The 24,719-nt window shown below is 53.3% G+C and carries 25 protein-coding genes; 3 read left to right on the top strand and 22 right to left on the bottom strand.

The features are described from left to right. From JL719_RS02210 to JL719_RS02110, 21 genes are all read right to left on the bottom strand, one after another. Entirely contained in the window at window positions 1-468 is a 468-nt protein-coding gene (locus tag JL719_RS02210; protein WP_033158577.1) for a CBS domain-containing protein, read from the bottom strand. A 165-nt stretch (window positions 469-633) separates the two neighbouring features. Then, a complete protein-coding gene (locus JL719_RS02205) occupies window positions 634-1,137 on the bottom strand; it encodes a YgjP-like metallopeptidase domain-containing protein (protein WP_033158576.1) in 504 nt (167 codons plus the stop codon). Window positions 1,138-1,162: 25 nt separating this feature from the next. Next, window positions 1,163-1,438 (bottom strand): DUF5710 domain-containing protein, encoded by a 276-nt coding sequence (locus tag JL719_RS02200; protein WP_033158575.1) that lies wholly within the window; start codon window positions 1,436-1,438, stop codon window positions 1,163-1,165. Between the two features lie 144 nt (window positions 1,439-1,582). Then, entirely contained in the window at window positions 1,583-1,732 is a 150-nt protein-coding gene (locus tag JL719_RS02195; RefSeq protein WP_165385908.1) for a hypothetical protein, read from the bottom strand. A 209-nt stretch (window positions 1,733-1,941) separates the two neighbouring features. Continuing rightward, on the bottom strand, window positions 1,942-2,661 hold the full coding sequence (locus JL719_RS02190) for a sterol desaturase family protein (RefSeq protein WP_225892981.1): 720 nt from the start codon (window positions 2,659-2,661) through the stop codon (window positions 1,942-1,944). Beyond that, on the bottom strand, window positions 2,661-3,344 hold the full coding sequence (locus JL719_RS02185; protein WP_033158574.1) for a TIGR04283 family arsenosugar biosynthesis glycosyltransferase: 684 nt from the start codon (window positions 3,342-3,344) through the stop codon (window positions 2,661-2,663). Before JL719_RS02185 ends, JL719_RS02190 begins: the two co-directional genes overlap by 1 nt. Before the next feature lie 518 nt (window positions 3,345-3,862). Further along, window positions 3,863-4,456, bottom strand: a complete 594-nt coding sequence (locus tag JL719_RS02180; protein WP_033158573.1) for a cohesin domain-containing protein — start codon at window positions 4,454-4,456, stop codon at window positions 3,863-3,865. Between the two features lie 82 nt (window positions 4,457-4,538). After that, the gene (locus JL719_RS02175) at window positions 4,539-7,001 is read right to left on the bottom strand and encodes a dockerin type I domain-containing protein (RefSeq protein ID WP_051670347.1); all 2,463 of its coding nucleotides are present in this window, start codon (window positions 6,999-7,001) and stop codon (window positions 4,539-4,541) included. A gap of 70 nt (window positions 7,002-7,071) precedes the next feature. Further along, entirely contained in the window at window positions 7,072-7,704 is a 633-nt protein-coding gene (locus JL719_RS02170; protein WP_033158572.1) for a DUF642 domain-containing protein, read from the bottom strand. A 70-nt stretch (window positions 7,705-7,774) separates the two neighbouring features. Next, a complete protein-coding gene (locus JL719_RS02165; RefSeq protein WP_033158571.1) occupies window positions 7,775-8,905 on the bottom strand; it encodes an autotransporter outer membrane beta-barrel domain-containing protein in 1,131 nt (376 codons plus the stop codon). 712 nt (window positions 8,906-9,617) lie between these two features. Beyond that, complete coding sequence (locus tag JL719_RS02160) at window positions 9,618-9,899, bottom strand: antibiotic biosynthesis monooxygenase (protein WP_033158570.1); 282 nt, start codon at window positions 9,897-9,899, stop codon at window positions 9,618-9,620. Between the two features lie 14 nt (window positions 9,900-9,913). Continuing rightward, on the bottom strand, window positions 9,914-10,390 hold the full coding sequence (locus JL719_RS02155) for a cupin domain-containing protein (protein ID WP_033158569.1): 477 nt from the start codon (window positions 10,388-10,390) through the stop codon (window positions 9,914-9,916). A gap of 58 nt (window positions 10,391-10,448) precedes the next feature. Further along, window positions 10,449-11,291 carry a glutamate racemase gene (gene murI, locus JL719_RS02150; RefSeq protein WP_033158568.1) on the bottom strand — a complete coding sequence of 281 codons (843 nt, stop codon included), beginning with the start codon at window positions 11,289-11,291 and terminating at the stop codon, window positions 10,449-10,451. Window positions 11,292-11,319: 28 nt separating this feature from the next. Further along, window positions 11,320-11,946 (bottom strand): glutathione S-transferase family protein, encoded by a 627-nt coding sequence (locus JL719_RS02145; protein WP_033158567.1) that lies wholly within the window; start codon window positions 11,944-11,946, stop codon window positions 11,320-11,322. 135 nt (window positions 11,947-12,081) lie between these two features. After that, complete coding sequence (locus JL719_RS02140; RefSeq protein WP_203531405.1) at window positions 12,082-16,038, bottom strand: CHASE domain-containing protein; 3,957 nt, start codon at window positions 16,036-16,038, stop codon at window positions 12,082-12,084. 192 nt (window positions 16,039-16,230) lie between these two features. After that, window positions 16,231-17,280 carry an NAD(P)-dependent alcohol dehydrogenase gene (locus tag JL719_RS02135; protein ID WP_033158566.1) on the bottom strand — a complete coding sequence of 350 codons (1,050 nt, stop codon included), beginning with the start codon at window positions 17,278-17,280 and terminating at the stop codon, window positions 16,231-16,233. 107 nt (window positions 17,281-17,387) lie between these two features. Further along, window positions 17,388-17,633: a YfhL family 4Fe-4S dicluster ferredoxin gene (locus JL719_RS02130; protein ID WP_033158565.1), complete on the bottom strand. Its 246-nt coding sequence runs from the start codon at window positions 17,631-17,633 to the stop codon at window positions 17,388-17,390. 2 nt (window positions 17,634-17,635) lie between these two features. Continuing rightward, window positions 17,636-18,121 carry a pantetheine-phosphate adenylyltransferase gene (gene coaD / locus JL719_RS02125; protein WP_033158564.1) on the bottom strand — a complete coding sequence of 162 codons (486 nt, stop codon included), beginning with the start codon at window positions 18,119-18,121 and terminating at the stop codon, window positions 17,636-17,638. Between the two features lie 26 nt (window positions 18,122-18,147). Beyond that, the gene (rsmD, locus tag JL719_RS02120) at window positions 18,148-18,732 is read right to left on the bottom strand and encodes a 16S rRNA (guanine(966)-N(2))-methyltransferase RsmD (protein WP_033158563.1); all 585 of its coding nucleotides are present in this window, start codon (window positions 18,730-18,732) and stop codon (window positions 18,148-18,150) included. A gap of 1 nt (window position 18,733) precedes the next feature. Continuing rightward, window positions 18,734-20,032: a M16 family metallopeptidase gene (locus tag JL719_RS02115; protein ID WP_033158562.1), complete on the bottom strand. Its 1,299-nt coding sequence runs from the start codon at window positions 20,030-20,032 to the stop codon at window positions 18,734-18,736. Next, a complete protein-coding gene (locus JL719_RS02110) occupies window positions 20,022-21,392 on the bottom strand; it encodes a M16 family metallopeptidase (RefSeq protein WP_033158561.1) in 1,371 nt (456 codons plus the stop codon). The genes JL719_RS02115 and JL719_RS02110 overlap by 11 nt, the downstream gene beginning before the upstream one ends. 107 nt (window positions 21,393-21,499) lie before the next feature. Between JL719_RS02110 and cyoE the strand changes: the two genes are divergently transcribed. Both cyoE and JL719_RS02100 read left to right on the top strand, forming a co-directional pair. Then, window positions 21,500-22,390 (top strand): heme o synthase, encoded by an 891-nt coding sequence (cyoE, locus tag JL719_RS02105; RefSeq protein WP_033158560.1) that lies wholly within the window; start codon window positions 21,500-21,502, stop codon window positions 22,388-22,390. After that, window positions 22,387-23,385, top strand: a complete 999-nt coding sequence (locus JL719_RS02100) for a glycosyl transferase family protein (RefSeq protein WP_033158559.1) — start codon at window positions 22,387-22,389, stop codon at window positions 23,383-23,385. Before cyoE ends, JL719_RS02100 begins: the two co-directional genes overlap by 4 nt. A gap of 28 nt (window positions 23,386-23,413) precedes the next feature. Here JL719_RS02100 and JL719_RS02095 read toward each other — a convergent pair whose 3' ends face one another. Further along, window positions 23,414-24,046 (bottom strand): PilZ domain-containing protein, encoded by a 633-nt coding sequence (locus JL719_RS02095; protein WP_033158558.1) that lies wholly within the window; start codon window positions 24,044-24,046, stop codon window positions 23,414-23,416. A 66-nt stretch (window positions 24,047-24,112) separates the two neighbouring features. Here JL719_RS02095 and JL719_RS02090 point away from each other — a divergent pair, with 66 nt between their 5' ends. Further along, complete coding sequence (locus JL719_RS02090; protein ID WP_033158557.1) at window positions 24,113-24,703, top strand: transglycosylase SLT domain-containing protein; 591 nt, start codon at window positions 24,113-24,115, stop codon at window positions 24,701-24,703. Window positions 24,704-24,719: the final 16 nt, after the last annotated feature.

The following is a 24,719-nucleotide window of genomic DNA, read 5'->3' as shown; positions in this document are numbered from 1 at the left end:
TTAGCCGTGCGCCGCGCCTTCCTTGATCTGTTGTTCCAGCTTTTCGTGCGCGCGTTCCAACTTGGCAAACACTCTTAAAATATCGGTAGCGGACAATATGCCTACCAGTTTGTCTTTTTCCACCACCGGCAGCGCGCCGACGCGGTGTTCCGCCATCATCGCCGCCGCTTCGGACGCTGGCGTTTCCGGGGTAACGGTATAAACGCCGCGATGCATGATATGCACGACTTTTTGCGTGACCACATGCAATTGGGTGCTGTCTTTACTAGCTTCCACCGCATTGGAATTACTTTTGGGGCCCAGGGCTTTATATAAATCCCGGTCGGAAACGATACCGACCAATTTGCCTTTTTCAACCACAGGCAAGTGGCGGATTTTCTCGTAATGGATCAAAAAGAACACGCGATCGATCAGATCGTGAGGTTCGACGGTAAATACCTTGGTGGTCATTAACTCTGCTACGCGCATGCTGTTTCTCCCATAAAAATGTCTGTATAAAAGTAAGTAAATTCTGACGCAATAGTGCCACTATAGCCAGGCAAAATTAAGAAATATCGCTGCTTGATGGCTGCACACAACCATTCATTCGCGAAGCACGGCCGTGAATCCTTCGCCCGCGGCACTTGGATCGACTCAATAAATCGCCCGACCCAAATCCAGACAGGTCAGATAAAGCCGCATGTCGAACTCCCATTGGTGATAGTCCGGCGCCATGTATTCGCATAATTTGTAAAACGCCTTGTTATGCTGCTTTTCACGTAGATGCGCGAGCTCATGAACGACGATCATCTGCAAGAACTCCGGCGGCGCCAGCTTAAAGATCGCGCCAATGCGAATTTCATTTTTTGACTTTAAATTGCCGCCCTGCACCCGCGATACCACCGAATGCAAGCCCAAGGCCTGATGCAATACATCGATTTTGTCGTCGTAAACGACTTTGCTGAGAGGGTTGGATTGCCGCAGAAATTGATTTTTAAGATCCATCGTGTAGACATAAAGCGCCTTGTCGGTCTTTATATCATGCGGCCGGGGATATTTTTTCAGCAGTAGCTCGGGCAGTTTGTCGCTGTCGATCAGCGCATGCACTTGCGCGGTGATGGCAGGCGCATAGCCGGCCAGGTATTTTAACGGGCGCATAAGCTCAAACCGCGCACCGCTTGGTTCAATCCCATGGCGGCTCGTCTCCGTCATAGGCTACAAAGTTTTTATCGCTTGACCGGGTTGTACCGCCGACGACACTGTCGGCTTTTGAACTTTTCGCCTCGCCGCCGGGCAATTGTCCAATCTCGGACTCCATCTGCCATTTGGCAAACAGCGCCACGTCTTTATTGGCGGGGACATACCATTTCTTGACAGCCGCATCCCACCTGGCGCCAAGCGCTTTCGCCGCATCCTTTTCGGCATAGGGTACATTCAGATAAGTTTTCGCGTCAGCCATTTACCGTAGCCGGTCAAAGTTTAATTGCATCGCAATATTGTAAAACATTGCTTATGCAAGCGGCGCGGATAATCCAATCTTACCCAGAAAACCTAACGCTGAAAGCATTTATCAATACATCTCACGCCGCAGAACAATCCAGTCCTACGGTTTTTTGCGGCTCGAACCCATAGTACTGGCAAAAGTAGTCGCCGCGAACAAGGCCGAGGAAACAATAAAATCGCCAGAAATAAACTCGATAACGCCGGTCACAAACACCAGCCCGGTCAAAATGTCTTTATGTAAGCGTTTCATGGTCGCTTCCCGAAGTAATTAAGGCATTTAGACTATATGCCCGCCGACATTAATTAACAATGACACTAAAAACACATTGATTAATCGCTAACAGGAAACAACCCAATAAGCCAAACCGCAAGCCGGTTTAACTGGGCTTATCGACTGCGTAGACGGCGAAACGGCAGCGCCAACAGGCCGACAAAGCCCAACTGCGCACTATCGCGATACTAGGACAAACCTATCATCATGGCAGTCTGTGCTTCGCGCGCTTGTGGACAATAGGTTTTGAACAATCTATCCCAGCATGACAGCGAGAAGCCGTAGTTGCTGTCGGTTTCCGATTGAAACGCGGAGTGATGAATGCGATGCATGTCTGGTGTCACTATCAAAAAGCGCAAGCCGCGCTCCAGCGCAGGCGGCAAGCCGACATTACCGTGATTGAATAACGCGCAACCGTTCAATATCACTTCAAAAGCGATCACCGCGAGCGGATCGACCCCGAGTAACAGCACCAGCGCGACCTTGTAAAGCATGGACAGCATGATTTCCAGGGGATGAAAGCGCACGGCAGTCGTCGTATCGAAATCCATATCGCTATGGTGTACCTGATGCAGCCGCCAAAACCAGCGCCAGCGATGGGCGGCGATATGTTGGGCGTAAATGGCAAGATCCAGCAGCAACAGGCTCAGCGTTATCGACAGCCAATTCGGCACCGACAGCAAATTGAATACGCCGATTTGTTGCTCGGCAGCCCAGTTCGCCGCCAGCCAAGCCGCGGCACCGATGCTGAGCCGCATCACACCGACATTCAGAATCGCCAAACCCAAATTGACCGGCCAACGGCGGCGGCGCGTTGCCGCCAATCGCCGCTTGGGCCGCAGCCACTCCCAAGCCGCCATTAGCAAAAATATCCCCAAAAACACGCCCAAGCGCACCATTGCTTCCATCACTGCCTCCGATAATACCGCGCTGCCAGTTCATCCGGATGGGCTCCGAAAAAATACCGCAGCCGCAAACACCACATCAATAAGATCGTTCTGAGGATACCGTGTTCTTGCCAACGCCGCGCGGCAGTAACGACCCTAGCCCTTAAACAGCAAGGTTTACCTAGCTTGTTCAGCGCCGCACTGATGGCAATATCTTCCATCAAGGCAATCTCCGGAAAACCGCCCACGGCTCGAAATGCCTGACGAGTAATGAAGATGGCCTGATCGCCGGTAGCAATACCGGTCAAGCGGGAGCGCGCGTTCATCATGCCGGCGATCAATTTAAAAATGGCTTTTGGGCTGTCGAATTGCACATCAAAACGCCCCCACGACCAGCCTTGCGCGACCGCAGACAAAATTAAAGCGATAGCCTGATCCGGCAGCCGGGTATCGGCATGCAAAAACAGCAACACGTCGGCTTGGGCTTGTTGCGCCCCCAGGTTCATCTGCCTGGCCCGGCCAGGCTGACTGGGCAAAATCTGATCGACCAAAGGCTTCGCTATAAGCGGGCTGGCATCACGACTGCCGCCATCGACCACCAATAATTCGCAGCGCGATCTCAGTGCCTTCAAGGCTTGCAATTTGTCCGCAAGCTGCGCCGCTTCGTTGATCACCGGCATGATGATGCTGATTTGCGGTTTCATTGAGCTTGCCCATCCATTTCAACCGCCGCCTTGGTCAGCGGCAATACATGGCGTAGTTATTGATGCGTTCATTCACTGTTCTCCCGGCAAACGGCAATACCTGCGCATGTCATCGCTCATTATTAACTCGGCCCTTAAACTCCCTATAGCCATCATTCCCGCAAAAGCGGGAGCCGTTAGACCGCGCAGCGAATCCATTGTAGCAACTGGACTCTCGCCTGCGCGGGAGCGACGATATTGAAGGGCTGGGTAATAATCCAAAATGCCAAACCGCCTTTTTTAACATATAGCGCCGCGCTGCATTATCGTCTCCGGCCTTGCTTGGTTCATTCATGCCGCGCTAGGGTTACGCAACCCGCTACGACCAACTCAAAAAAGGGGGTTGTGCAAATCAATGCAGTGTGATTTTACTGCCTCAGTTGGCGACTACTCTGCCATTAAGAAACCCGCAAGTCTTGCGGTTAGTAGAGTAACGGTGCTTGGAAATGCCCCGGCTCAGCTGGCCGGGGGAAATAGATTTATACGGTTAAACCCTGTTTCTTGCGCAGATTGCTGGAGCCCATCAGCCCAGCCAAGCCGGTAGCAAACATCCAAACTGCGGCCGGAACAGGCACAACCTGAACTTGACTGCCGATAAAGCTGGTATTGATCGGCAGCGCACCCGGGCTGACGAAACCAACATTGAAGGAGTCAATGTTCAAACTCAGCGCACTGGATTCACCTTGGTTACCCACCACGTTGAAAGTGAAAGACGCCAAAGCAAAATTAGTACCGGCATTTCCTACACTCTTGCCCAGAAAGACGTAGTCGATGAGACCAGTGCCGGCGTTGCCGTCGCTGATAAAACTTGCATCCCACGGCGGATTGGCAATTGCAGTGCCCACATAACTCAATACACCAGGATTCCAAGACAAGGAAAACGCCGCGCCGTCGGGGCCATCCGGAAAGTTTTCACCGATTAGGTCCACGGTAAAGGTATCGCCGGCTGAAACGTTAATATTCTCGCCCTGGCTGAATTTTACTACGCTGGTGGCGATAACGGTGGCCGAAACCGGCGCGGCCGTTAGTAGTGTCGCGGCTAGCGCGCCGATAAGTAAAACAGGATGTTTCATGTAATGCTCCATTCAATTAAAAGTAAACGAGATTGACCGTGCTCGCGGGGGGGCTTTAAACGAGCCCCCCCCCCCGCGAAACTTAGGGCGCGATACCGGTTGGTCCGGGTGCTTTACCCAAATAGGTTTTCAACAGACTCAAGTCGGCGGAATCGACGACCCCATTGCCGTTTAAGTCTTCATTTGCCGACACCGTGCCGAGCTTGGATTTCAGCCTGGACAAATCGGCCGGATCGACGACGTTGTTCTGGTTGAAGTCCGGATCGCAGATATTGCCGAAACTATCGCCGTCGGTATTTCGCTGATTGGCGTTGACGACCAGTTTGCAGTTATCCAGATTGTCGGACACGCCGTCGCCGTCGGAATCCGGCGCTGGCGGTGCAGCGACCGTGCCGGCGAACTCAGCACTGGCTATTACGCTGGACTTTTGCGAGGAGGCATCGAACATGGTTTTAAAGTCCGCGACTTCCGGCGTGGCCGTGTCGCTGAACAAATCCTCGGCATAGGCATGCGACAGGGTTTGATAAACCAGCTCAGCCTTGACCGTATAGTTACCCACCGGCAGACCGCCGATTTGGTAGCTGATCTGATCGCTACCGCCGATGAAGTTGCTGTCGGACGCTGCGGAACCGGCGACCCGCACATCGGCGGGCGCACTGGTTTTATTAAAACCGGGTGGCAGAATGCGGTTATCTTTCAAATACTCCTTACCTCGTAACAAGGTGTAGGTCACTTCGCCTTGGTCGTTGCCCATGATCGCTTCGTAAACTTGCACCTGATCGTCAGCAGTGATTTGATCGTAATGCGGCTCAAAGTTGGCGCCGTTTTCGTCGGCATCAACCCCGACAATACTGCCGTCGGCCCTGACTTTTCCGGACTCCCAAACGATTTGATTCTGCGCGTTGGTCACCACGACATGCACGACAGCTCGCCGCGACGGATAGCTGGTTGGCAGCTTGTGTCCGGTAGTGCTGTTAATCTGCAAGGTAAAGTCCAGCGCATTAGGGGTTGAGCGCTGCTCGGCAACCGTCACCGTCGCCGCGCTTTTCAACATCGCGTCGGTTTTGCTTAAGGTTTCGGCGAAATTATTGGATAACACGCCCAATTGGTTTTTATTGTTGCTGAGAATATCTAGCATCAACTTATTGGCGCCCACCAGATCGTGAATCGCAAAATTGTTGCGTAAACCGGACATACCCATGGTCGAAATTTTCACGCCATCGGTACGGCTCATATGGCAGCCTTGGCAACTTTTTTGACCGACATAGCTGCTTTGTTCCCACTCCATGTATGGCGTTTGCTCGGGGAATTCGCTTTCCGGCGTGGTGCTCAAGATAGTGCCGTTTTGATCGACGTAAGGTGTCTTCAGGTTGTGGCAGGATGCGCATAACTTGGACTCCTTGATCTGCGCGCCATAGGTAGGCGTATAGCCGGTATGCATTATCATCGGCATCGTGAATAGCGCGGTATCGCCGGGACCGCCATAAGGCCCGTAGATGGTTTTGCTATCGTTGATGGCGTAATTGCCGGACATGGTTGCCAGCGTGCCCAAGGCCGGCGTAGCTGGAATCTGATGGCACAAGGTACAACTCACACCGTCCATCGCCGCATCGTGTTTGGCGTGGCCGACGTCGAGAATACCGCCGTCGAAAATGGTTTGGCTGGCGCTGCTACCGTCTTTTTTGGCTTGAGCGTTGGCCATCGGTGCGTGGCATTTGCTGCATTTATCGTTGATGACTGTTTGCAGTTCGGGGTGGCGAGACATCTCGCTACGCACCTTCGCACGCCAGAACGGATCTCTCGATGAATTGGCCATCATCGTCGACGACCAATCGGTGACGATGGAAACGTCTTTACTTTGATTGTCGACTATACCGTTGTGGCACATCGCGCAATTCTGCGAGCCGGAGAAATGGCTGGTGATAAATGCCGGATCGCCCGCATCGGCAGGTAGGCCGACGAAGGGATTGGGTGGTGTGGTCGGTCCGGTTCCTTCTTCCACTACCACCGCATCGATGTCGTAGGTCTTGTAATCGGGCGTCGGCGCACTATTGAAAAACCGCAGTTCCGCCGCAGGATTTGTGGTGCTGGCAGTAAAGGTATACGTCAACAGCTGGAAACTACCGGTCACGCTGGCGAAGGTGGTATTGAAACCGGCAATCGATACTTCCAGCGGCGTGTATCCGGCCGTTGTACCTTTGCGAACCTGAAACGACAAGGTGTAGGTTACGCCGGCCGTGACCGGAAATGTGGTTTTGATGCCGGAACCCTGGTTGATCGCCAAGGCATACAAGCCTTCAAACACCCGGTTGGTATAGTTGCCGCCGGCCCGATTCTTGTACATCAGATACGGCCTTTCGCCAATGGCGTCATCTATCGCCGTCCAGCCGGTGACGCTGGTAGTGTCATTGTTACTGAGGAACTTATAGGTCGTCACTGTCCCCGGACTTTCGAAGCCGCCGTTGCCGAGCAAATTGGCGGCTATTGCCGATGGCAGCGGGAACACCGCCGCCAGTAACAACATGATGGTTTTTATAGTTTTCATGAATTATCTCGCGTCAAATTTGCCCGCAGCATCCTTGCACAATCTGTTGAAAAGCCTCTGTCAAATCAGCTTACAAGGCGGAGCGTTTACGTTTACCCAGTGCCAGCAAACCCATAAAGCCGGTCAGGAATGACCAAGTGGCGGCAGGCAACGGCACTGGCGCGGGTTGAAGAGACACCGCATCCAGATTCCAGATACGATTTCCGCCAGCCGCTAATGGATTAAAAAACTTTAATGTTGCGCCTTGATCCGTAGCCGAGGCGGTAAATTGATATTGGAAGATGGTGAACGCTGTGGTATTTGCAAACGAAGTGCTGAAACCGCCAATACTCACTTCCAGCGGCGATGCGCCTGCAGTATTTGCTTTGGCGGCGAAAGACAGATCGTAAGTAATGCCGGCAGTCAGTGCCACACTGGTTTGTATGGCGTTATTGTTATTCAGCGCCAAACCATAAGTACCCTGATAAACACGCGGAATGTAGCTATTGTTCGAGCGATTGATGTTCATCAGATAAGACTCTTCACCAAGATTGTCGCTAATAGACGTCCAGCCGGTGACGCTGGAGTCATTGTTAGGCAAGTATTGATAACCGGGAGCCGCCGCGAGCGTGCCCGGCTGTTCAAACCCGCCATTGCTCACTAGATTGGCGTGCGCGGCCGGCATAATGGCACAGCCCAACAACAGTATTTTGATTATTTTCATTTTATTGCCTTGATGTCAGTTGACTAAGTGATCTCCGCGTTTTTAGCCGGAGACCTTGTATCGTCTTGCTCTACGCTAAGCGCTTACGTTTTTGCAATCCCACTAAGCCCAACATGGCACTGCCGAACAACCAAACCGCGCCGGGAACGGGAACCGCAGCGACATTACCAACCACATTGCCAACCAGATTTAACGTCAGCTGATGATTTTGTCTGGTGCTGCTGGCACCGAAATCGGCATCGGACAGATTGATTAGATACTGAGCGCTGAAGACGCCAGTGGTCGAAGTCAGCAAATTGGCTATGAATGCCACACTTGAACCCTGTGCCAGATCGTTAAACGCCGTCAGATTCGTGGTCAAGGCCCCGGTATCGCCACTGCCGCTGACGCTATCCAAGTCCAGACCGATCCGGTCAGCATCGGCGAGATTGAACAAGCTAAAACTCAGAGTAGGACCAGTGTTTTGCGCGACCGTGCCAAAGTCCAGGGTTAGCGTATTGTTGGCAGAACTGGCGTCGAAAGAAGCTAGCGAATGCAGCAAATAGCTGTAGTTGGCTTGCAAAGAGCCGGCCCAGTCAACTTTGTAGGTAGCAGATGAACCGCTGCCTGGCTGCCCAGCGGTCGATGACATGGTTGTGGTGGCGGATAAGGTGGGTAAGCTCAATGAAGCATTGACAGAGCCGCCACCTACATAATCCTTAAGATTTTGGTCGTCTGCACCAACCGTCGTATCGGTTGTGGCAGCTGCTGCGGTATTCGGCCCCCAACTGCAATTGACTGGACCGGTTGGACCGTGCGCTAAGGCACAACCGGAGCCGGCTTGAGTCAAATTGGGGACGAAAGCCGCGCTAACGCCTGCCGCGGACATCAAGGCATTGCTGGTGCCGCTGCCGTTAACGGTTCTACCTGGACCATTATTCTTGTTACCCGAGCCGTTGATGGTCTGGGTGCGATTGGATGTAAGTTGTATATCAACGCCGGTAAGTACGCCGTTCGCTACGTCAAACTGACCAAGCGCGACATTGGCGATAGTCGCGCCGTTGTTGGAATTGGTTGTGGAAGCTACCTGTCCCCCGGTTGCCGTGACCGACGCGGAGCCGCTAAAACTGACTGGTCCGCTGGTCACAGTTAATGCCGCTTGTGCGATACCGCTTACGCCCAGCAAAACGGCGATGGCTGTCAATTGAAAATGTCTTGTCATAAAGTGTTCCATTGAAAATAATTAAGGATGTCTGTGATATGCGGCATATGCCGCAGCCCCCTATCACCTTGGAGCAGCTCGGCCAGCTTGCTTTGTCGCAAGCTCCGTAAGTTTCCGAACCCGCTTCGCCACGGGGTTGGCGATTGACGACAGTCGCTTTTGTCTGCACAGGTCACATAGTCGTCTTTGAGAATATTGGAATTCTCTAATTTAAAGACATCAAAATACGTGCCACCCGCCTGATCACCTTGTAAGCCATTGATTACAAATTAGTGACCACTATTTTTGTGCCGACTTAACCGTAACTTTGTTATGGCTTTTACGGCATATTCCGCACACCCTGAGCGAAAACACTGATTTATCAATTTGGCCCTTAAATCGGGTTGCATCCGCTTAAACGGAAGCCGTCAGACCGAGCAGTAAATCTATGCCGGCAACTGGGCTACCGCCTGCGCGGAATCGATGGTCAAAGGGAATTAAAGGCGGGGGAAACTGATTGTGTATAGCCGTCTGCATGAACATTTTCTGCCCATCGCTTGTGAAGGAGCAGCTTAGATACCGCATGTATCAAAAGTACTTTTGTGTAACTCAGGATGATTAAGCCTCTACCAAGAGGCCGATAAGATAGATTAGGGAATGCTGAAGCAGCTCACCAGCGGAAGCAAATAAGCACCAGCAACGGTTGTGCAGGAAGCGTTGAGCAATGCCGCGATTAAAGCACGCCCCGCTCTATCTCTTGCAAATAGATAAATTCCGGGGCTTTTACCCCAGCCTGCTCCCTGATTTCCACCAACTCGGGGGATTCGAAAAAGCGCCGGGCATTATCCAGCGAGGTCCAGGCAGAAAAATGCACGATATTATTGGCATCGTCGTCGTAGCGCAGCAGTTGGTAGCTGATTTCTCCGGCGCGTTTTCTGATCTCGACGGCCTGATCGAAAATCCGCTTCCAGGCCGGATAGTCGGCGACCTCATGGATGATTAATACGTGTGGCATGCAGACTCCGTTTTTTAGTATGGCTCGCCGCCTTTGTGGGCAAAACGCCAGCTCCCGTCAACCGACATCGCTTGCAAATCGTCGTCCGGATAGATCACCGCGTCTCCGGCCGTCCTGTCGCCAACTTCCAGGTACTGCACGTCTGCGTTCGAGCGATTCAGCAACTGGTGCGCATTGCCGGTGCCGGCTTTAAATCCCGCGCACATACCCGGCGCCAGCTGGGTTTCGCCTGCATCCGTCACCAATGTCGGATGGCCTTGCAATATATAAATAAACTCGTCTTGCCGCGAATGGCTGTGCCGCAACGCCGATCTGGCACCGGGTGCTAGCGTGGTTAGATTGACGCCAAAATTTGCCAGATCGAATAAATCGCCGAGACGGCGTTTCTCCCTTCCCGCCATGCGCGAGGCAAACGGTTCCGGATACAGCGATGTGGTGCGTGACTCGACATCTGCCGCAGACACGGCTATTGGAGTGTGTTTATCGTTCATGATGGTCTACAAATGGAAGATAACCGGCTCGAACGGTTTATTAAAAATCCGGTGGAGACTAGCCCAAAGCTGCCGAACCGATCTGCTTGCCCTTAGCGCTCCGAGCAAGCGCCTGAACAAGTACAGGACTACCCCAGAGCGCGGATATGATCTGGCTGGCCTCTTCGACCGCGGTGCTGGAAAAAAAGCGGACCTCTGCGGTTCGCGCACTCGGAACAGGCCTAAGATGGCCCTGCAAACGCCGCACCAGCTCTTTTGCCACGGCGGTAGCCGGGTCGATTATCGTCAGATCCGGCCCCACAATGTCCCGAATCAGCTCTGCCAGAAACGGGTAATGCGTGCAGCCTAATACGATGGTATCGGCACCGGCCAACAGCAACGGCGACAGGTAACCGAGCAAAAGCTCGCGCGTCGTATCGCTGTGCAATTGGACTTTTTCAACTTGTTCGACCAGACCGGGACAAGGCTGCAACAATATTTCAATGTCTTTACCGTAGGCCGCGCACAACCTGGCGACGCTGGGGCTGGCCAGCGTGCGGCTGGTGGCCAGCACGCCGATCACTCCGGATTGGGTGGTTTGCGCCGCCGGCTTGATGGCCGGCTCCATCGCCACCACCGGCACCGGACACCACGCGCGCAGTTTTTCGATTGCGACCACGGTGGCGGTGTTGCAGGCCACCACGATGGCCTTCACGCCGGCATCGAGCAGCCGCTCGGTGATCGTTGTCGCCCTATCCGCAATAAACTCCGCATCGCGGTCGCCGTAGGGCGCGTAGCCGGAATCGGCCACATACAACAAGTCTTCCATGGGCAGTTCCGCACGGATGGCTCGCAGCACGGACAGGCCGCCGACGCCGGAATCGAATACGCCAATGGGGGCCTCGGTGCGCAACGCTGTCATGGATGGATGCTGTCTATTATCCAATCGATCAGACCTGGCGCTGTTGCAAATATTCTTCGTTGAGACGAATGGCTTGCAGGGCTGCCGGGCGTGCGTAGATCCGCGCCACATAATCCTCGAACAGCGGACGCTTGTCGATGCTGCCAAACATCATCCCCCAACCAAGCTGCGAGCCGACATACACGTCCGCGGCGGTAAATTGCGCGCCACAAATGTAAGGTCCGGGCCGCAGGGCTGTTTCGACGGCGGCTAAGGTCGCTTCGTAACTACCGAAACCGACAAAGCCGCTTTTGCCCTCGGGCACTTGCCAACCCAGCGTCTTGGCGGTAACGGCCTGTTCCAGCGGACCGGCCGCGAAAAACAGCCAACGGAAATAGTCCGCGTGCGCGGGATGGTTTGCGGCCGGCAGCAGATTTTTCTGCGGAAAACGATCCGCCAAATACGCGCAAATGGCGGCAGTTTCCGTGACGAACGCTGTGCCGTGTTTCAGCGCCGGCACCTTGCCCATTGGATTGACAGCCAGATAGTCGGCATTTTTCATCTCGGCGCCGAACGCCAACCAGACCGTTTCGTAAGGCTCGCCGATTTCTTCCAGCATCCAGTGAGCGATGCGCCCACGCGACTGCGGATTGGTATAAAACACCAGATCGTTCATTGTGCGTTCTCCTTGGCGGGATGTTTTACTAAAGGCAATATGGCGGCGGATTTTACACCGATAAACTGGACCGGACTCTAACGATGTTTTGGGACCGGCTGTAGACACTGTTCCATCAGGAACAATGTCGAGCGACTATCCCAACGGTTCCAGTGCAGTCAGTGCTTCGGTCATTATCCGTTTGAATTCGGCATAGTCAGCAGGATTTAAACTGTCCTGCTTGAGTGACAGACAAAATCTCGTCGCGGCCTGCTCCACACGATTTGCCCCCAAGTTAGCGGCAACGCCTTTCAAACCGTGCAGCACGTCTCGCGCCTTTTGCAAATCGCGCTTCTCCAGCAAATCATCCAGCGCTATCAAGGTGCTTGCGGTGCTATTTCTGAAACTACCCAGCAACTCGCTCAAAAAGCTTTCGTCGCCATCCAACAAATCCAGCGTGTTGCTGAAATCAAAACCGGGCAAATCTCGTAAGCAAAACGCTGAAACGTCACGCGCATTTTTAACAGGCCCGTTTACCGAAGCGCCAATCGAACTTCGACCTATCTGCTGGCACAACACCTTAACCAACTGCATCGGTTGAATCGGCTTGACCACAAACTCGTTCATACCGCTGGCCAGGCATTTGTCCCGTTCCTCTTGGGTCACGCCAGCACTCAGCGCGATAATCGGTAGCGATTGATACTCGGGGTTAAGGCGGATCTGTTCGGTAGCGGCCAAACCGCTCATCACCGGCATATGAATATCCATCAGCACTGCATCATAAGCGTGCTCTGCCAGCAAGGCCAAGGCGTCGCGGCCGTTACCGGCAAGATCGACACTAACCCCGCATAAGGCCAAAAATTCCTGCAAAATTTTCTGATTGATAGCATGGTCTTCGGCCACCAGAATACGCATGCCCCGCAATGCGCTACCTTGCTCGGCAAGCGTCTTAGACAAGCCACCGGCCTGGGTGTCGTTATCCGGCCGCGCCGCCGGCAAGTCGGCTTGCTGCGCGCTAACGCCCAGCATTAAGTCAAAACTAAAATTCGAACCCTGCCCCGGCTTACTTTCGACATGAAAATCGCTACCCATTAGTTGCAACAACTTTTGGCTGATGCTCAAGCCCAAGCCTGTACCACCGAAGCGGCGAGTAATCGACGCATCCAACTGACTGAAGGAATGGAACAACTTAGGCAGATCCGCTTCGGGAATACCGATACCGGTATCCATCACACTGAAACGAAGCTTGGCCTGAGCATCCTGCCATTCCAGCAAAGCCACTTGCAATGTGACACTGCCTTGCTCAGTAAACTTAAGCGCATTTCCCACCAGGTTGGAGAGAATCTGCTGCAAACGCAGCGCATCACCCACCAAGCTTAAAGGTACGTGTGGCGCAACGTCTATTTTGATGTCCAAGCATTTTTCCGCAGCGTAAAGGGCAAACAGATTATGCAGGTTATCCAACACGTTATTCAGGTTGAATTCGACCTGTTCGAGTCCCAGTTTACCGGCCTCCATTTTGGAGAAGTCGAGAATATCGTTGAGTACGCCAAGTAAACTGACCGAACTGCTGTAAATCTTTTGCAGATAATCCCTTACCTCAGCGGATACCGGCTTATTCAATGCCAACTGCGACAACCCGATCACCGCGTTCATCGGCGTGCGGATTTCGTGGGACATGTTCGCCAGAAACTCCGATTTGAAGGCCGCCATGCTCTCGGCGGTTTCTTTGGCTTCGATCAAGGCCTGTTCCACCCGCTTCTGTTCGCTTAGATCGCGCACCACGCTTTGTAATACCAGGTGGCCGTCCAGACTAACCCGCGCCAGCGTCACCAAAGCCGGAAAAATACGACCGTCGGCACGCTTATGCAGCCACTCGAATTCCAAGTGGCCGTTTTTGATCGCCGTAGCCATATACTCGTTCGCCAATTCTACCGAATCCCTGCCGTTTGCCTGATTTGGCGGCGAAACTTTACCGGGGTGCAAGCGACAGAACTCGGACACAGCGTCGTAACCAAATAAATCCAAGGTGGCCTGATTACAATCCAGAAATCCGCTGCTATCGGCCATCATGACCGCATCGCTAGCGCTGTTGAACAACTTTCGATACTTCAACTCGCTTTGCCGTAGCACTTCTTTATTGGCTTTGGCTTGGGTGACGTCTTCGGCAATAAACCAAATATAATCCTGATCCTCGGTTCCGGCGACTTTGGTGCCGCTTAGTTGCAACGATACCGGCCGCCCTCTTTTATGGATAAACGTCGCTTCGTCCGAACCATACTGCCCGGTTCTGGCTAACCAACTTAATTGTTCGGCCAAACTCTGCTCTTTATCGGCGGATAAGCTCATGTAATCGAGCCGTTGAAGTTCTTCTTCCGTATACCCGGTCATGCGTTGAAAAGCATGATTGAATTCAACGAATTTGCCGTGCACGTCCAGCAAAGCGATGCCTAAGGGCGACAGCTCGTATAAGTCGCGGAGCTTTTGGCCTTTTTCCGCCAAACGAATATACGCATCCTTTAAACTTGAGTTTGCAGCATCAAGCTGAGCGGTGCGCTGATCGACCAGTGCCGCCACCATAGCCGCCCTGCCGGTGGCGGATAACAAGTACACGCTTAGTAGCATGGTAAACAGCAATCCGCCCAATAACACCAGCCACGGTAACCAGGAGGCATGCGTCGCAATGAATACGGCTTCCGGCTGGACAATCACTTCCAACAAGCGATTGCCAAAACGGATAGAATGCCTGGACTCATTAACACCGGTCGTCAATGCTTTCAGCGCTCCGTATAACGGTATAGCTTGGTTTTCCGCATCGTAATACAGTAGCGCCACGTTCATATCGTCAAGATTTAAGTCTTGCATGGCCGCCTTCACCAAGGAGTCGATACGCACCACTGTAGACAAAAACCCGCTAAACGCCGGCTCCGAACTGTTGGCATTAGCCAGGTATACAGGCATCATCAGCAATAGGGCTTGATTGGCTTGCCCGTCCTGCACCAGTTGAATAGGCCGGGTGACGCTGACTGCTTGGCTGGCCCTGGCTTCCGTCAGCGCTGCTCGGCGATTGGCCTCGGAATTCAAGTCAAAACCCAGCGCCAGCTTATTGGTTGATAAAGGCTCGATAAAGGTAACGGGGAAATACTCGGTACGCTCCTGAGCCTTGATGAACTGGCGATCCGCACCTAGTTCCTTGATCGTAAAATCTTTATATCCTTCGTCGCGGATCGATTGCTCGTAAGACGCCCGCTGTTCGCTGGGGATCTGCGATACCCAGCTCAGTGCTTGAATGTGCGGATTCTGTGCCAGCACGCCATTGGCAAAAACGCCGAATTTATCCCGGTCTACCGGTCCGGCCGCTTGGAAGAAACTATTGAGCGAAAAAGACGCTTTTAACACGGCGGAAAAATTGTCTGCCAAGGCTTTATTAACCGCGCCGGCATTGCTGTCAAATTGCAGTTGCAGCCGACTGTCTTCCGCTCGCAAAACCAATAGAAAAGTAATGATCAGCCCGGCCAACATGGCTACCAGCGGCATAGCCACACCTACCAGCCGGGGACGCCAAAGCGCTCTTGGCTCTGCAAACCAGCAAAAAACCAAAGGCGATATAATGATGGCTCCGAGACAATCGCCTATCCACCAATTCCACCAAGCCACCAAAACATTGGCATCGGTTAAAACACCGAATCCAAGCAAGGTGCTGACCCCGACGGTGGCGGCGATCAAGCAAGTCAAAGGCCCGACTAGTAACACATACCGAAAAATGTTTTTGCCTTTATCCAAACGCGGTACGCCGGTCCCTAGAAAGCGTTGCGACAGCCAAGCACCGGTCAATGCTTGCAATGTGCTGCCGATCGCGATGCCCATCGCGACGAAGACCGTCGGCGGCGTTAATTCGCCGCTTAAATCATATCCTTGCGAGAGATTGGTCAGGAACGAGCCGCACCCTATCGCCGGCCAGATTTTCTTACCCCAGAGCAACACCGCTGCCAGCGCAATGCCGGCCGGCGGCCAAATCGGACTGGCATAGCCTGGCGGTAAGGCTAGGCGCAACCCAGCCCAACCCGCCACGGCAATAATTGCTGTCAGAAAAATAAATCGGTAAAAGCTCAAACGCATTCCTTCTCTGCCCAACAAGCCAAGAAAAGTGAGAGAAGGTGATTATAGGTCAAATGTTTTGCTAGGGATGCGGATAGGCCAAAACCTGGGCCATCCGGCATTGCGAGGACTCATCGCTAATCCAGTTTAGCAACTGGGCTCCCGGCTGCGCGGGAGCGACGATATTTAGGAGCTTGGGATAGTGCGTCAGCCCGGCAGGGTCGCCATATCGATCACAAAGCGGTATTTCACGTCGCTTTTCAACATACGTTGATAGGCGTCATTGATGCCGGCCATCGGAATCAGCTCAATATCGGACACGATGCCGTGCTCTGCGCAGAAATCCAGCATTTCCTGGGTCTCACGGATGCCACCGATCAGCGACCCAGCCAGTGCGCGGCGACGGAATATCAGGTTGCCGACGTTCGGCGAGGGATGCGGCTCGGACGGTACGCCGACCAGGCACATCGTGCCGTCGCGCTTCAACAGGCTTAAATATTGATCCAGATCGTGCTGCGCGGCGACGGTATTTAAAATGAAATCAAAGCTGTTTAAATGCTTTTCCATCTCGTCGGCGTTTTTTGAAATTACTACCTCGCTCGCCCCCAAGCGTTTGGCATCCGCTTCCTTGCCTGGCGATGTCGTAAACAGCACGACTTCCGCGCCAAAGGCATGGGCAAACTTCACGCCCATATGCCCCAGACCGCCCAAACCGACGATGCCAACCTTATGGCCCTTGCCGATTTGCCAATGCCGCAAAGGCGAATAGGTCGTAATACCGGCGCACAGCAGGGGCGCTACCGCCGCCAACTCCAGCTTATCGGACACTTGCAACACAAACCCCTGATCGACCACGATCTGATTCGAGTAGCCGCCGTAAGTCATTTTGCCGGTGTATTTGTCCGGACTGTTGTAAGTGAACACCGTTTGGTCGCAAAACTGTTCCTGATGATCAAGGCAATCGGGACAGACGCCGCAGGAATCCACCATGCAGCCTACCCCGGCCAAATCACCCACCTTAAAATGAGTCACTTGGGAGCCGACTTCCACGACCCGACCGACAATTTCGTGGCCCGGCACTATCGGAAATGTCGTGCCGCGCCATTCGTTGCGTACTTGATGCAAGTCGCTATGGCAAACCCCGCAATACAGAATTTCGATACGCACATCCTCGGAACCGGGTTGCCGGCGTTCGAAATGAAACGAGCGCAGCGGGGTTTGCGGGTTGTAGGCAGCATAGCCAACACTTTTGAGCATATCGATCCCCTAAATTTAGATTGTGCGGTACCGGCGCCAGGGCTCAGCCCGTTGATTGATTTTGTTTGCGTCAGGTGCAAATACGCGCCTGACGCTGCTAACGCATGTCAACTTGTCAGTTTTAAATACTTCTTGTACAGACTGTCCTTGTCCTCGACCAAATCCGGGTCTTTATCGATACAATCCACCGGACAAACTTCCATGCACTGCGGCTTGTCGTGATGACCGACGCACTCGGTGCATAGGGACGGGTTGATCACGTATATATCGTCGCCTTGCGAAATGGCGCCGTTCGGGCACTCCGGTTCGCAGACATCGCAGTTGATACAGTCGTCGCTGATAATGAGCGCCATAATTACTCCTCGGAAAATTTTTCGGTTAAGCGTTGTTTGACCACATCGGGCACGAAGCTGGACACATCGCCGTTCAATTGGGCGATCTCGCGGATCATGCTGGACGAGATAAATTCGTATTGTTCGGCCGGGGTCAGAAACACCGTTTCAATATCGGGCGACAAACGGCGGTTCATGCCGGCCAATTGAAATTCGTATTCAAAATCCGACACTGCACGCAAGCCGCGGATGATGACGCTGGCTTGATGTTGCTTGGCACATTCGACCAACAAGGTGTCGAAGCCAATCACGCGGACGTTGCTGAATTCGGTGACCACTTCCTGAATCAACGCCACGCGCTCTTCCAAGGAAAACAGTGGCTGTTTGCCGCGGCTGACCGCGACGGCAACAATCACATGCCGGTAAAGCCGGGAAGCGCGGTGGATCAAGTCCAGGTGACCATTGGTGATGGGATCGAAGGTGCCGGGATAAATCGCGGTAATGTTCATCGGCTTTGGAAACAGGCAAAAGCGGCTTATTTTAAACCATTCGCCGCGGCAAAAGTATCCGATTGCTTTTGCAGCAGGTGGTAGCTGACTTCGCCGGCCGTCTTGGCTTTCAACAATCGCCAGCCGGCCGGCAGATCATCCAACGGCCGCTTGCGCTCACATTCCAGGTAGATTTTGGCGTAATCGGCCAGCCAGCCTTGGGCGTCCAATAGTCGGCAGGTCTGCCCGATCAAACCTTGCCCAAACGGCGGATCGAGGAACACCAAGTCGAACGGTTGAGCCGGCGCGTTTAGAAATTGCCCAACGTCTTGCTGTACCACCTGAATCTGTGTCGCCGCCAGTTTAGCGATGTTCTCGCGCAGCTTTTGGCAACTGGCAGGGTTATTTTCCACTTGCACCACGTGCTTGGCACCGCGCGAGGCAGCTTCGACGCCCAGCGCGCCGCTACCGGCGTACAAATCCAGGCAACGGCTATTCAGAACATCAGCTTGCAGCCAGTTGAACAAGGTTTCCCGCACCCGCGACGGCGTCGGCCGCAAACCCGGCGCGTCGTCGAATACGATTTGCCGGCTGCGCCATTCGCCGCCGATGATGCGGATTTGGTTAGACATTTTATTTACCGGCACCGACCGTCACGGTTTGCAACAACTCCGGTTTTACCCGGCGCTTGAACGCATCCTTGATTTGCTCGATGCTGACAGCTTCGACATTGCTCTGAAAGGTATCCAGATAGTCCAGCGGCTGCTGATAAAACCCAATCATCGCTACGTAATCGGTCAACTTGCTATTGGTATCGAAGCGCATCGCAAAACCACCTGTGATGTTTTGCTTGGCGGCGGTCAGTTCCTTATCGCTGGGGCCTTTATCGAGAAACTCGTTGAAGGTCTTCAGCAACACATCCAAAGCCTGTTCGGTTTGATCGTTGCGGGTTTGCAAACTCATCATGAACGGCCCCTGCCGGTATAAGGGCGCAAACACGCTATAAGCACCATACGCCAAACCGCGCTTCTCCCGCACTTCTTCAAATAACCTGGACACCATGCTGCCGCCGCCCAAAATATGGTTACCTACATACAAGGCGAAATAGTCCGGGTCCTTACGATAGGTGCCGGGCAAGCCGACCAACACATGGGTTTGCGTGGACGGAAACTCGATGTGCTGTTTGCTGGCTTTATTCGGCATCGTCACCGCCGGAATTTCGGCGGGCTTGCTGCCGACCGGCAATTTGCTCAGTACTTGATTCGCGGTTTGTTCGGCTTGCTCGCGACTGACGTCGCCGACGATGACCACCATCGCGTTGGCCGCCACATAGTATTTTTGATAAAAGCTTTTCAAATCGTCAGCGCTAAAACCGGCCACGGTTTCCACCACGCCGGTCTCGGGATGGGCGTAGGGATGATCGCCGTAAAGCGCTCTATTAAAAGCAAGGCCGGCCAGTTCGCCCGGCGATTCTTCCCGGTGTTTCAAACCGGCCAGCGTGCGGGCTTTTTCCCGTTCAAAATCGGCTTGATTAAAAGCCGGCTTGCTCAATACGGTTTCGAAGGTCGCCAAAGCTTTGTCGAACAAGGCTTTTTCGGTCAAGGTCCGTATTGCCAGCCAGGCCATATCCTCGTTGACACCGGCTGAATAATTGGCGCCTACCGACTCGAAACGCTGGGCGATATCGTCGGCGCTCAAGTCGCCGGCCCCACTATCCAGCAAGGCGGAGGTCAGCGCAGCGACACCGAACTGCGCTTCGTCGCGGGCGCTGCCGGCATCGAATACCACCCGCACATCCACCATCGGCAAACCGGCGGTGCGCACGTAGTAAACCCGGCTGCCTTGCGGGGTTTGCCAGTTTTCGATTTTGGCGGCGGACCAGACGGTCTGGCTCAACAGCAATAGTACCAAGCCGATTAAATTAAAACGCATGATGGCCTCCTATGGCTTTTGCGGGTTTGGCGGCTTGGGTGATGGGTTGCGGGTCGAGATAGGCTACGGTCAGCGTGTCTTCGATCAGGTATTTACGCGCCACTTCCCTGACCTGCTCGGCGGTGACTTGATTGATCTTATCGACATACTCGTCAGCTTTCTGCCAACCGATACCCACGGTTTCCAGCGTGCCCAATTGCATGGCTTGATAGAAGTTGGAATCTTTCTGATACACCGCGCTGGCCAATACTTGCGCCTTGATGCGTTGCAATTCATCCTTGTCGATCAACTGGTTCTTGAGTTGATATACCTCGTCCAGCAAAGCATATTCCAGATCAAATACGGTTTTACCTTCGGCGGGGGTGGCTTCCAACAGGAATATCTCGGGCAAGCGCGAAGTGAAGTCGTAACCCGCACCCGCCGATACCGCGATTTGCTTACCCCTGACCAGACGCGAAGACAAGCGGGCACTATCACCACCGTCCAGCACACCCGCCAGCACTTCCAGCGCGTAGGCCTCCCATTCCGGCTTGGCGGTTTTCAGTACGGGCACTTTATAACCCATCATCAGATAAGGCAGTTTGGCGGGGGCTTTCACGGTGATGCGCCGCACACCTCTCTGTTCGCTTTCATCCTGAGGCTTTACCGGCTTCAACACGCTGGGTTGCAGCGGCGCAAAATATTGCTCCGCCAGCTTTTCAACTTGCTGCGCATCGACATCGCCCACCACCACCAGCGTGGCGTTATTCGGCGCGTACCATTGCTGATACCAGGCTTGCAGGTCTTCGACTTTATAGTTGGCTATATCGGACGGCCAACCGATGACCGGATTTTGGTACGGGCTGTTGGTGAAGGCCGTAGCCATGAATTGCTCATGCACTTTCGAGCGCGGCTGGTCGTCGGTGCGCATGCGCCGTTCTTCGGTCACTACTTCCAGTTCTTTTTTTAATTCTTCGGCTTTTAAATCCAGATTGCGCATCCGGTCGCTTTCCAGTTTAAAGCTGATTTCCAAGCGCGATTTTTCCAGGGTTTGGAAATAAGCCGTGTAATCCTGACCGGTAAAGGCATTCTCGTTACCGCCGTTTTCAGCGATGATCCGGGAAAACTCGCCGGCCGGATATTTTGCGGTGCCCTTGAACATCATATGCTCCAACATATGTGAGATACCGGTGATGCCACCGGGTTCATAGCTGGACCCGACCTTGTACCAAACTTGCGATACTACCACCGGCGAACGATGGTCCTCCTTTACCAGCAGTTTCAAGCCGTTGCTGAAAACATGTTCGTGTACCTTGCCGGCCTCGGCATTCGCCGCGACAGCAGGGCAAAGCAGCGCTAACGCCGCGAGCCTATAGTTCATAAATCCCTCGTTGACTAAAAGATGGTGAGCGCTTGTGATTATTTTAATAATCAATGGTTCACTGTTATTCTATATGTTTAAAGACCCGCAAATCTATTTGGTACTTGATGACCGACACCACCTCAGCGCTATCCTGGAAAGACTACTTAGAACTCTGTAAGCCCAGAGTCGTGGCATTGATCGTGTTTACCGCCATCGTCGGCATGCTGCTGGCCGTGCCAGGCATGCCGCCGCTGGATAACTTTTTCTATGGCAGCATAGGTATCGCCCTGGCAGCATCCTCGGCAGCTGCGATCAATCACTTCATCGACCAAAAAGCCGATGCGCAAATGGGCCGCACCAAGAATAGACCACTACCCACCGGTCATTTGAACTCCCATCAGGTATTGGTATTCGCCAGCTTTATCGGCCTTGTAGCGATGGCGATATTGACCATCAAAATCAACGTATTGACCGCCTTTCTGACCTTTTTGTCACTGATCGGCTACGCGCTGATTTATACGGTATACCTTAAAAAATTGACGCCGCAGAATATCGTCATTGGCGGCGCCGCCGGCGCAGCGCCGCCGGTGTTGGGCTGGGCGGCGATTACCGGCGAAGTGCATCCGCATGCGTTGTTGCTGTTTTTAATTATCTTCGTTTGGACCCCACCGCATTTCTGGGCTTTGGCTATCGCCAAGCGCGACGAATACGCCAAAGTTGCCATCCCGATGCTGCCGGTAACGCATGGCGTCGAATTCACCCGCCTACAGATTTTGCTTTACACCATTTTGTTGCTGATTAGTACGCTGCTGCCCTATCTAACCGGCATGAGCGGCGTGATTTATTTACTGGCCGCCGTAGTATTGGGCTTGGGTTTTATCTATTACGCCGTGCAAATGATGCGTAAAAAGGACAATAAAACCGCAATGCGCACCTTCGGCTACTCCATTATTTATCTGATGCTGATTTTCGCAGCATTGCTGATCGATCATTATTTTCCATTGTCATTCTCATGAGCTTGTTGACCCAGGAACATCCGTTCGCGGAATTTATCAAGATACTCGGCAAGGGCAAAAAAGGCGCCCGGCCGCTGACCCAAGACGAAGCCTATCGGGCGATGCAAATGATATTGGCCGACGGCCAGGTCGAGCCGATTCAACTCGGCGCATTTTTGATGCTGATGCGGGTGAAGGAAGAAACCTGCGAAGAGCTGGCCGGCTTCGTGCAAGCCGCACGAGAAAGTTTTGCCTTCGAAGCCAAAGTAGCTGTCGATCTGGACTGGTCGTCTTATGCCGGTAAACGCCGCCATCTGCCTTGGTTTTTATTATCCACCCTGCTGCTGGCCGAGAACGGCATAAAAGTATTCATGCACGGCGCCGGTGGTCATACCGAAGGGCGTTTGTACACTGAAAATGTGCTGCAAGCCTTAGGCATCAAAGCTGCAACCTCGATAACCGAAGCCGGCCAGCAATTGGAGCAAGATAATTTCAGCTATCTGTCGCTGGAATATATTTGCCCAAAACTGTACGACATGATCAATCTGCGACCGGTGATGGGCTTGCGTTCGCCAGTGCATACATTGGTCAGATTGTTGAATCCGTTCGATGCCACGGCCAGCATTCAAGGCATCTTCCATCCCAGCTACCGGCAAGTGCATCAAAAAGCCGCTTTGCTGCTGAATCAGAAAAACATGGCGGTGTTAAAAGGCGAAGGCGGCGAAACCGAGCGCAATCCGGACGTGGAATGCCTGGTACAAAGCGTCAATAACGGCGAACTGAACGACGAGACCTGGCCGGCCCTATTCGAACGCCGGCACATGAAAGCCGAAGACATGGACCCGCAGTTATTGGCGCAATGCTGGCGTGGAGAGCTTAACGACGAATTTGGCGAGGCAACCGTGATAGCGACTGCCGCGGTTGCGTTAAAGCTATTGGGCAAAGCCGATAATCAGGAACAAGCTCAGCAATTGGCGACCGAATTTTGGCAGGCGCGTAACCGGCAACGTTTTTGAGTGGCCGACGACGGTTTAACCCTCAGTTCTAGCCGGCTTCCAGAGGCGGATAGCTAAAGTTTGGAATACCCTTGATATAGTCGCGTTGCAAATGCAGATACTGCAAGCCCATCAGCGTGGAAATATCGTCGTGATCGACCCACACTACCTTAACCTCGCCTTCCAGATTCAAGTGCTTGTAATCGAATTTGGCCACCGTACCGTCCGCCACTTCAATTCTGCCCAGCATGCGTATCATCAAACCGTCCACCGAGACATTTTCGGTATTAAACGCATAATCATTGCCGTTGAAGACAATATGACCGGGCGCGGTCATGTTTTTGCGGTAGGCGCGGCGGCTGTAGAGTAAATTATCGGTATCGTAAGACAAGTTGCGAAACTCGATGGCAATTTCAAATCCGCCCTCGGTAGCTTCGGCGCGCACCATTTCCGCCTCTCCAGCCAAGCGCATGCTCGGCAGATAAAAATCGACTATCGGCGAAACTTGCAAAGCATTAAAAATGTCTTTGATGCCATTGACCTGCGGCTCGACCTTCAGCACTGCCAGCAAGCCGGAAAGCGACAGATTCACGACCCAAATTTCGTGCTCTTCAAAGCCTAAATACAGCAATCCTTGGCTAGCCAGGTTTTTGCGATAGGCGCGTTTTTCGGTTGTTGGCATAATAATCCTTCTGTTTGGCAGGGCTTTTTAAAGGTAAATCCTTTTAGCAATCTAATTTATTGGGATATGAAAAGCAGAATAATTTGTCTGGCTAGTCTAGCCGTTTTATCGGCGTGTACAACCATGCCGCCGAAAAACCCGGAAAATATCTGTCAAATCTTCCGGGAAAAAGACGACTGGTATCAAGCAACCTTAAGCTCCGCGCGGCGCTGGGGCGTCCCCATTGCGGTGCAGATGGCGATCATCCATCAGGAATCCAGCTTCGTCGCCGACGCCCAACCGCCCCGACCATTGATTCTCGGCTTTATCCCTTGGTTTCGTTCCAGCAGCGCTTACGGTTACCCGCAAGCCAAGGACGAAACCTGGGCGGACTATCAGCGAAAAGCCGGCAACGGCTGGGCCGATAGAGAAGATTTTGCCGACAGCTGCGACTTTGTGGCTTGGTATTGCGCCACCAGCAACCGCAAGCTGGGCATCCCCACCTCAGACGCCAACAATCTGTATTTAACCTATCACGAAGGCTTAGGCGGCTATCAGCGCAACAGCTTTTTATCCAAGCAATGGCTGATGAATACCGCGCAAAAAGTCCATCAGCGCGCCTTGCGTTACGACGCGCAACTGGCAAGTTGCCGGCAGGAGCTGGAACAAAAAAACTGATAAACTAGCCGCCCCA

Origin of the sequence: Methylomonas sp. LW13 (assembly GCF_016865255.1) — a bacterium.
In the GTDB taxonomy this organism is placed as follows: Bacteria; Pseudomonadota; Gammaproteobacteria; order Methylococcales; family Methylomonadaceae; genus Methylomonas.
This window is presented reverse-complemented; position numbering and strand designations above follow the sequence as displayed.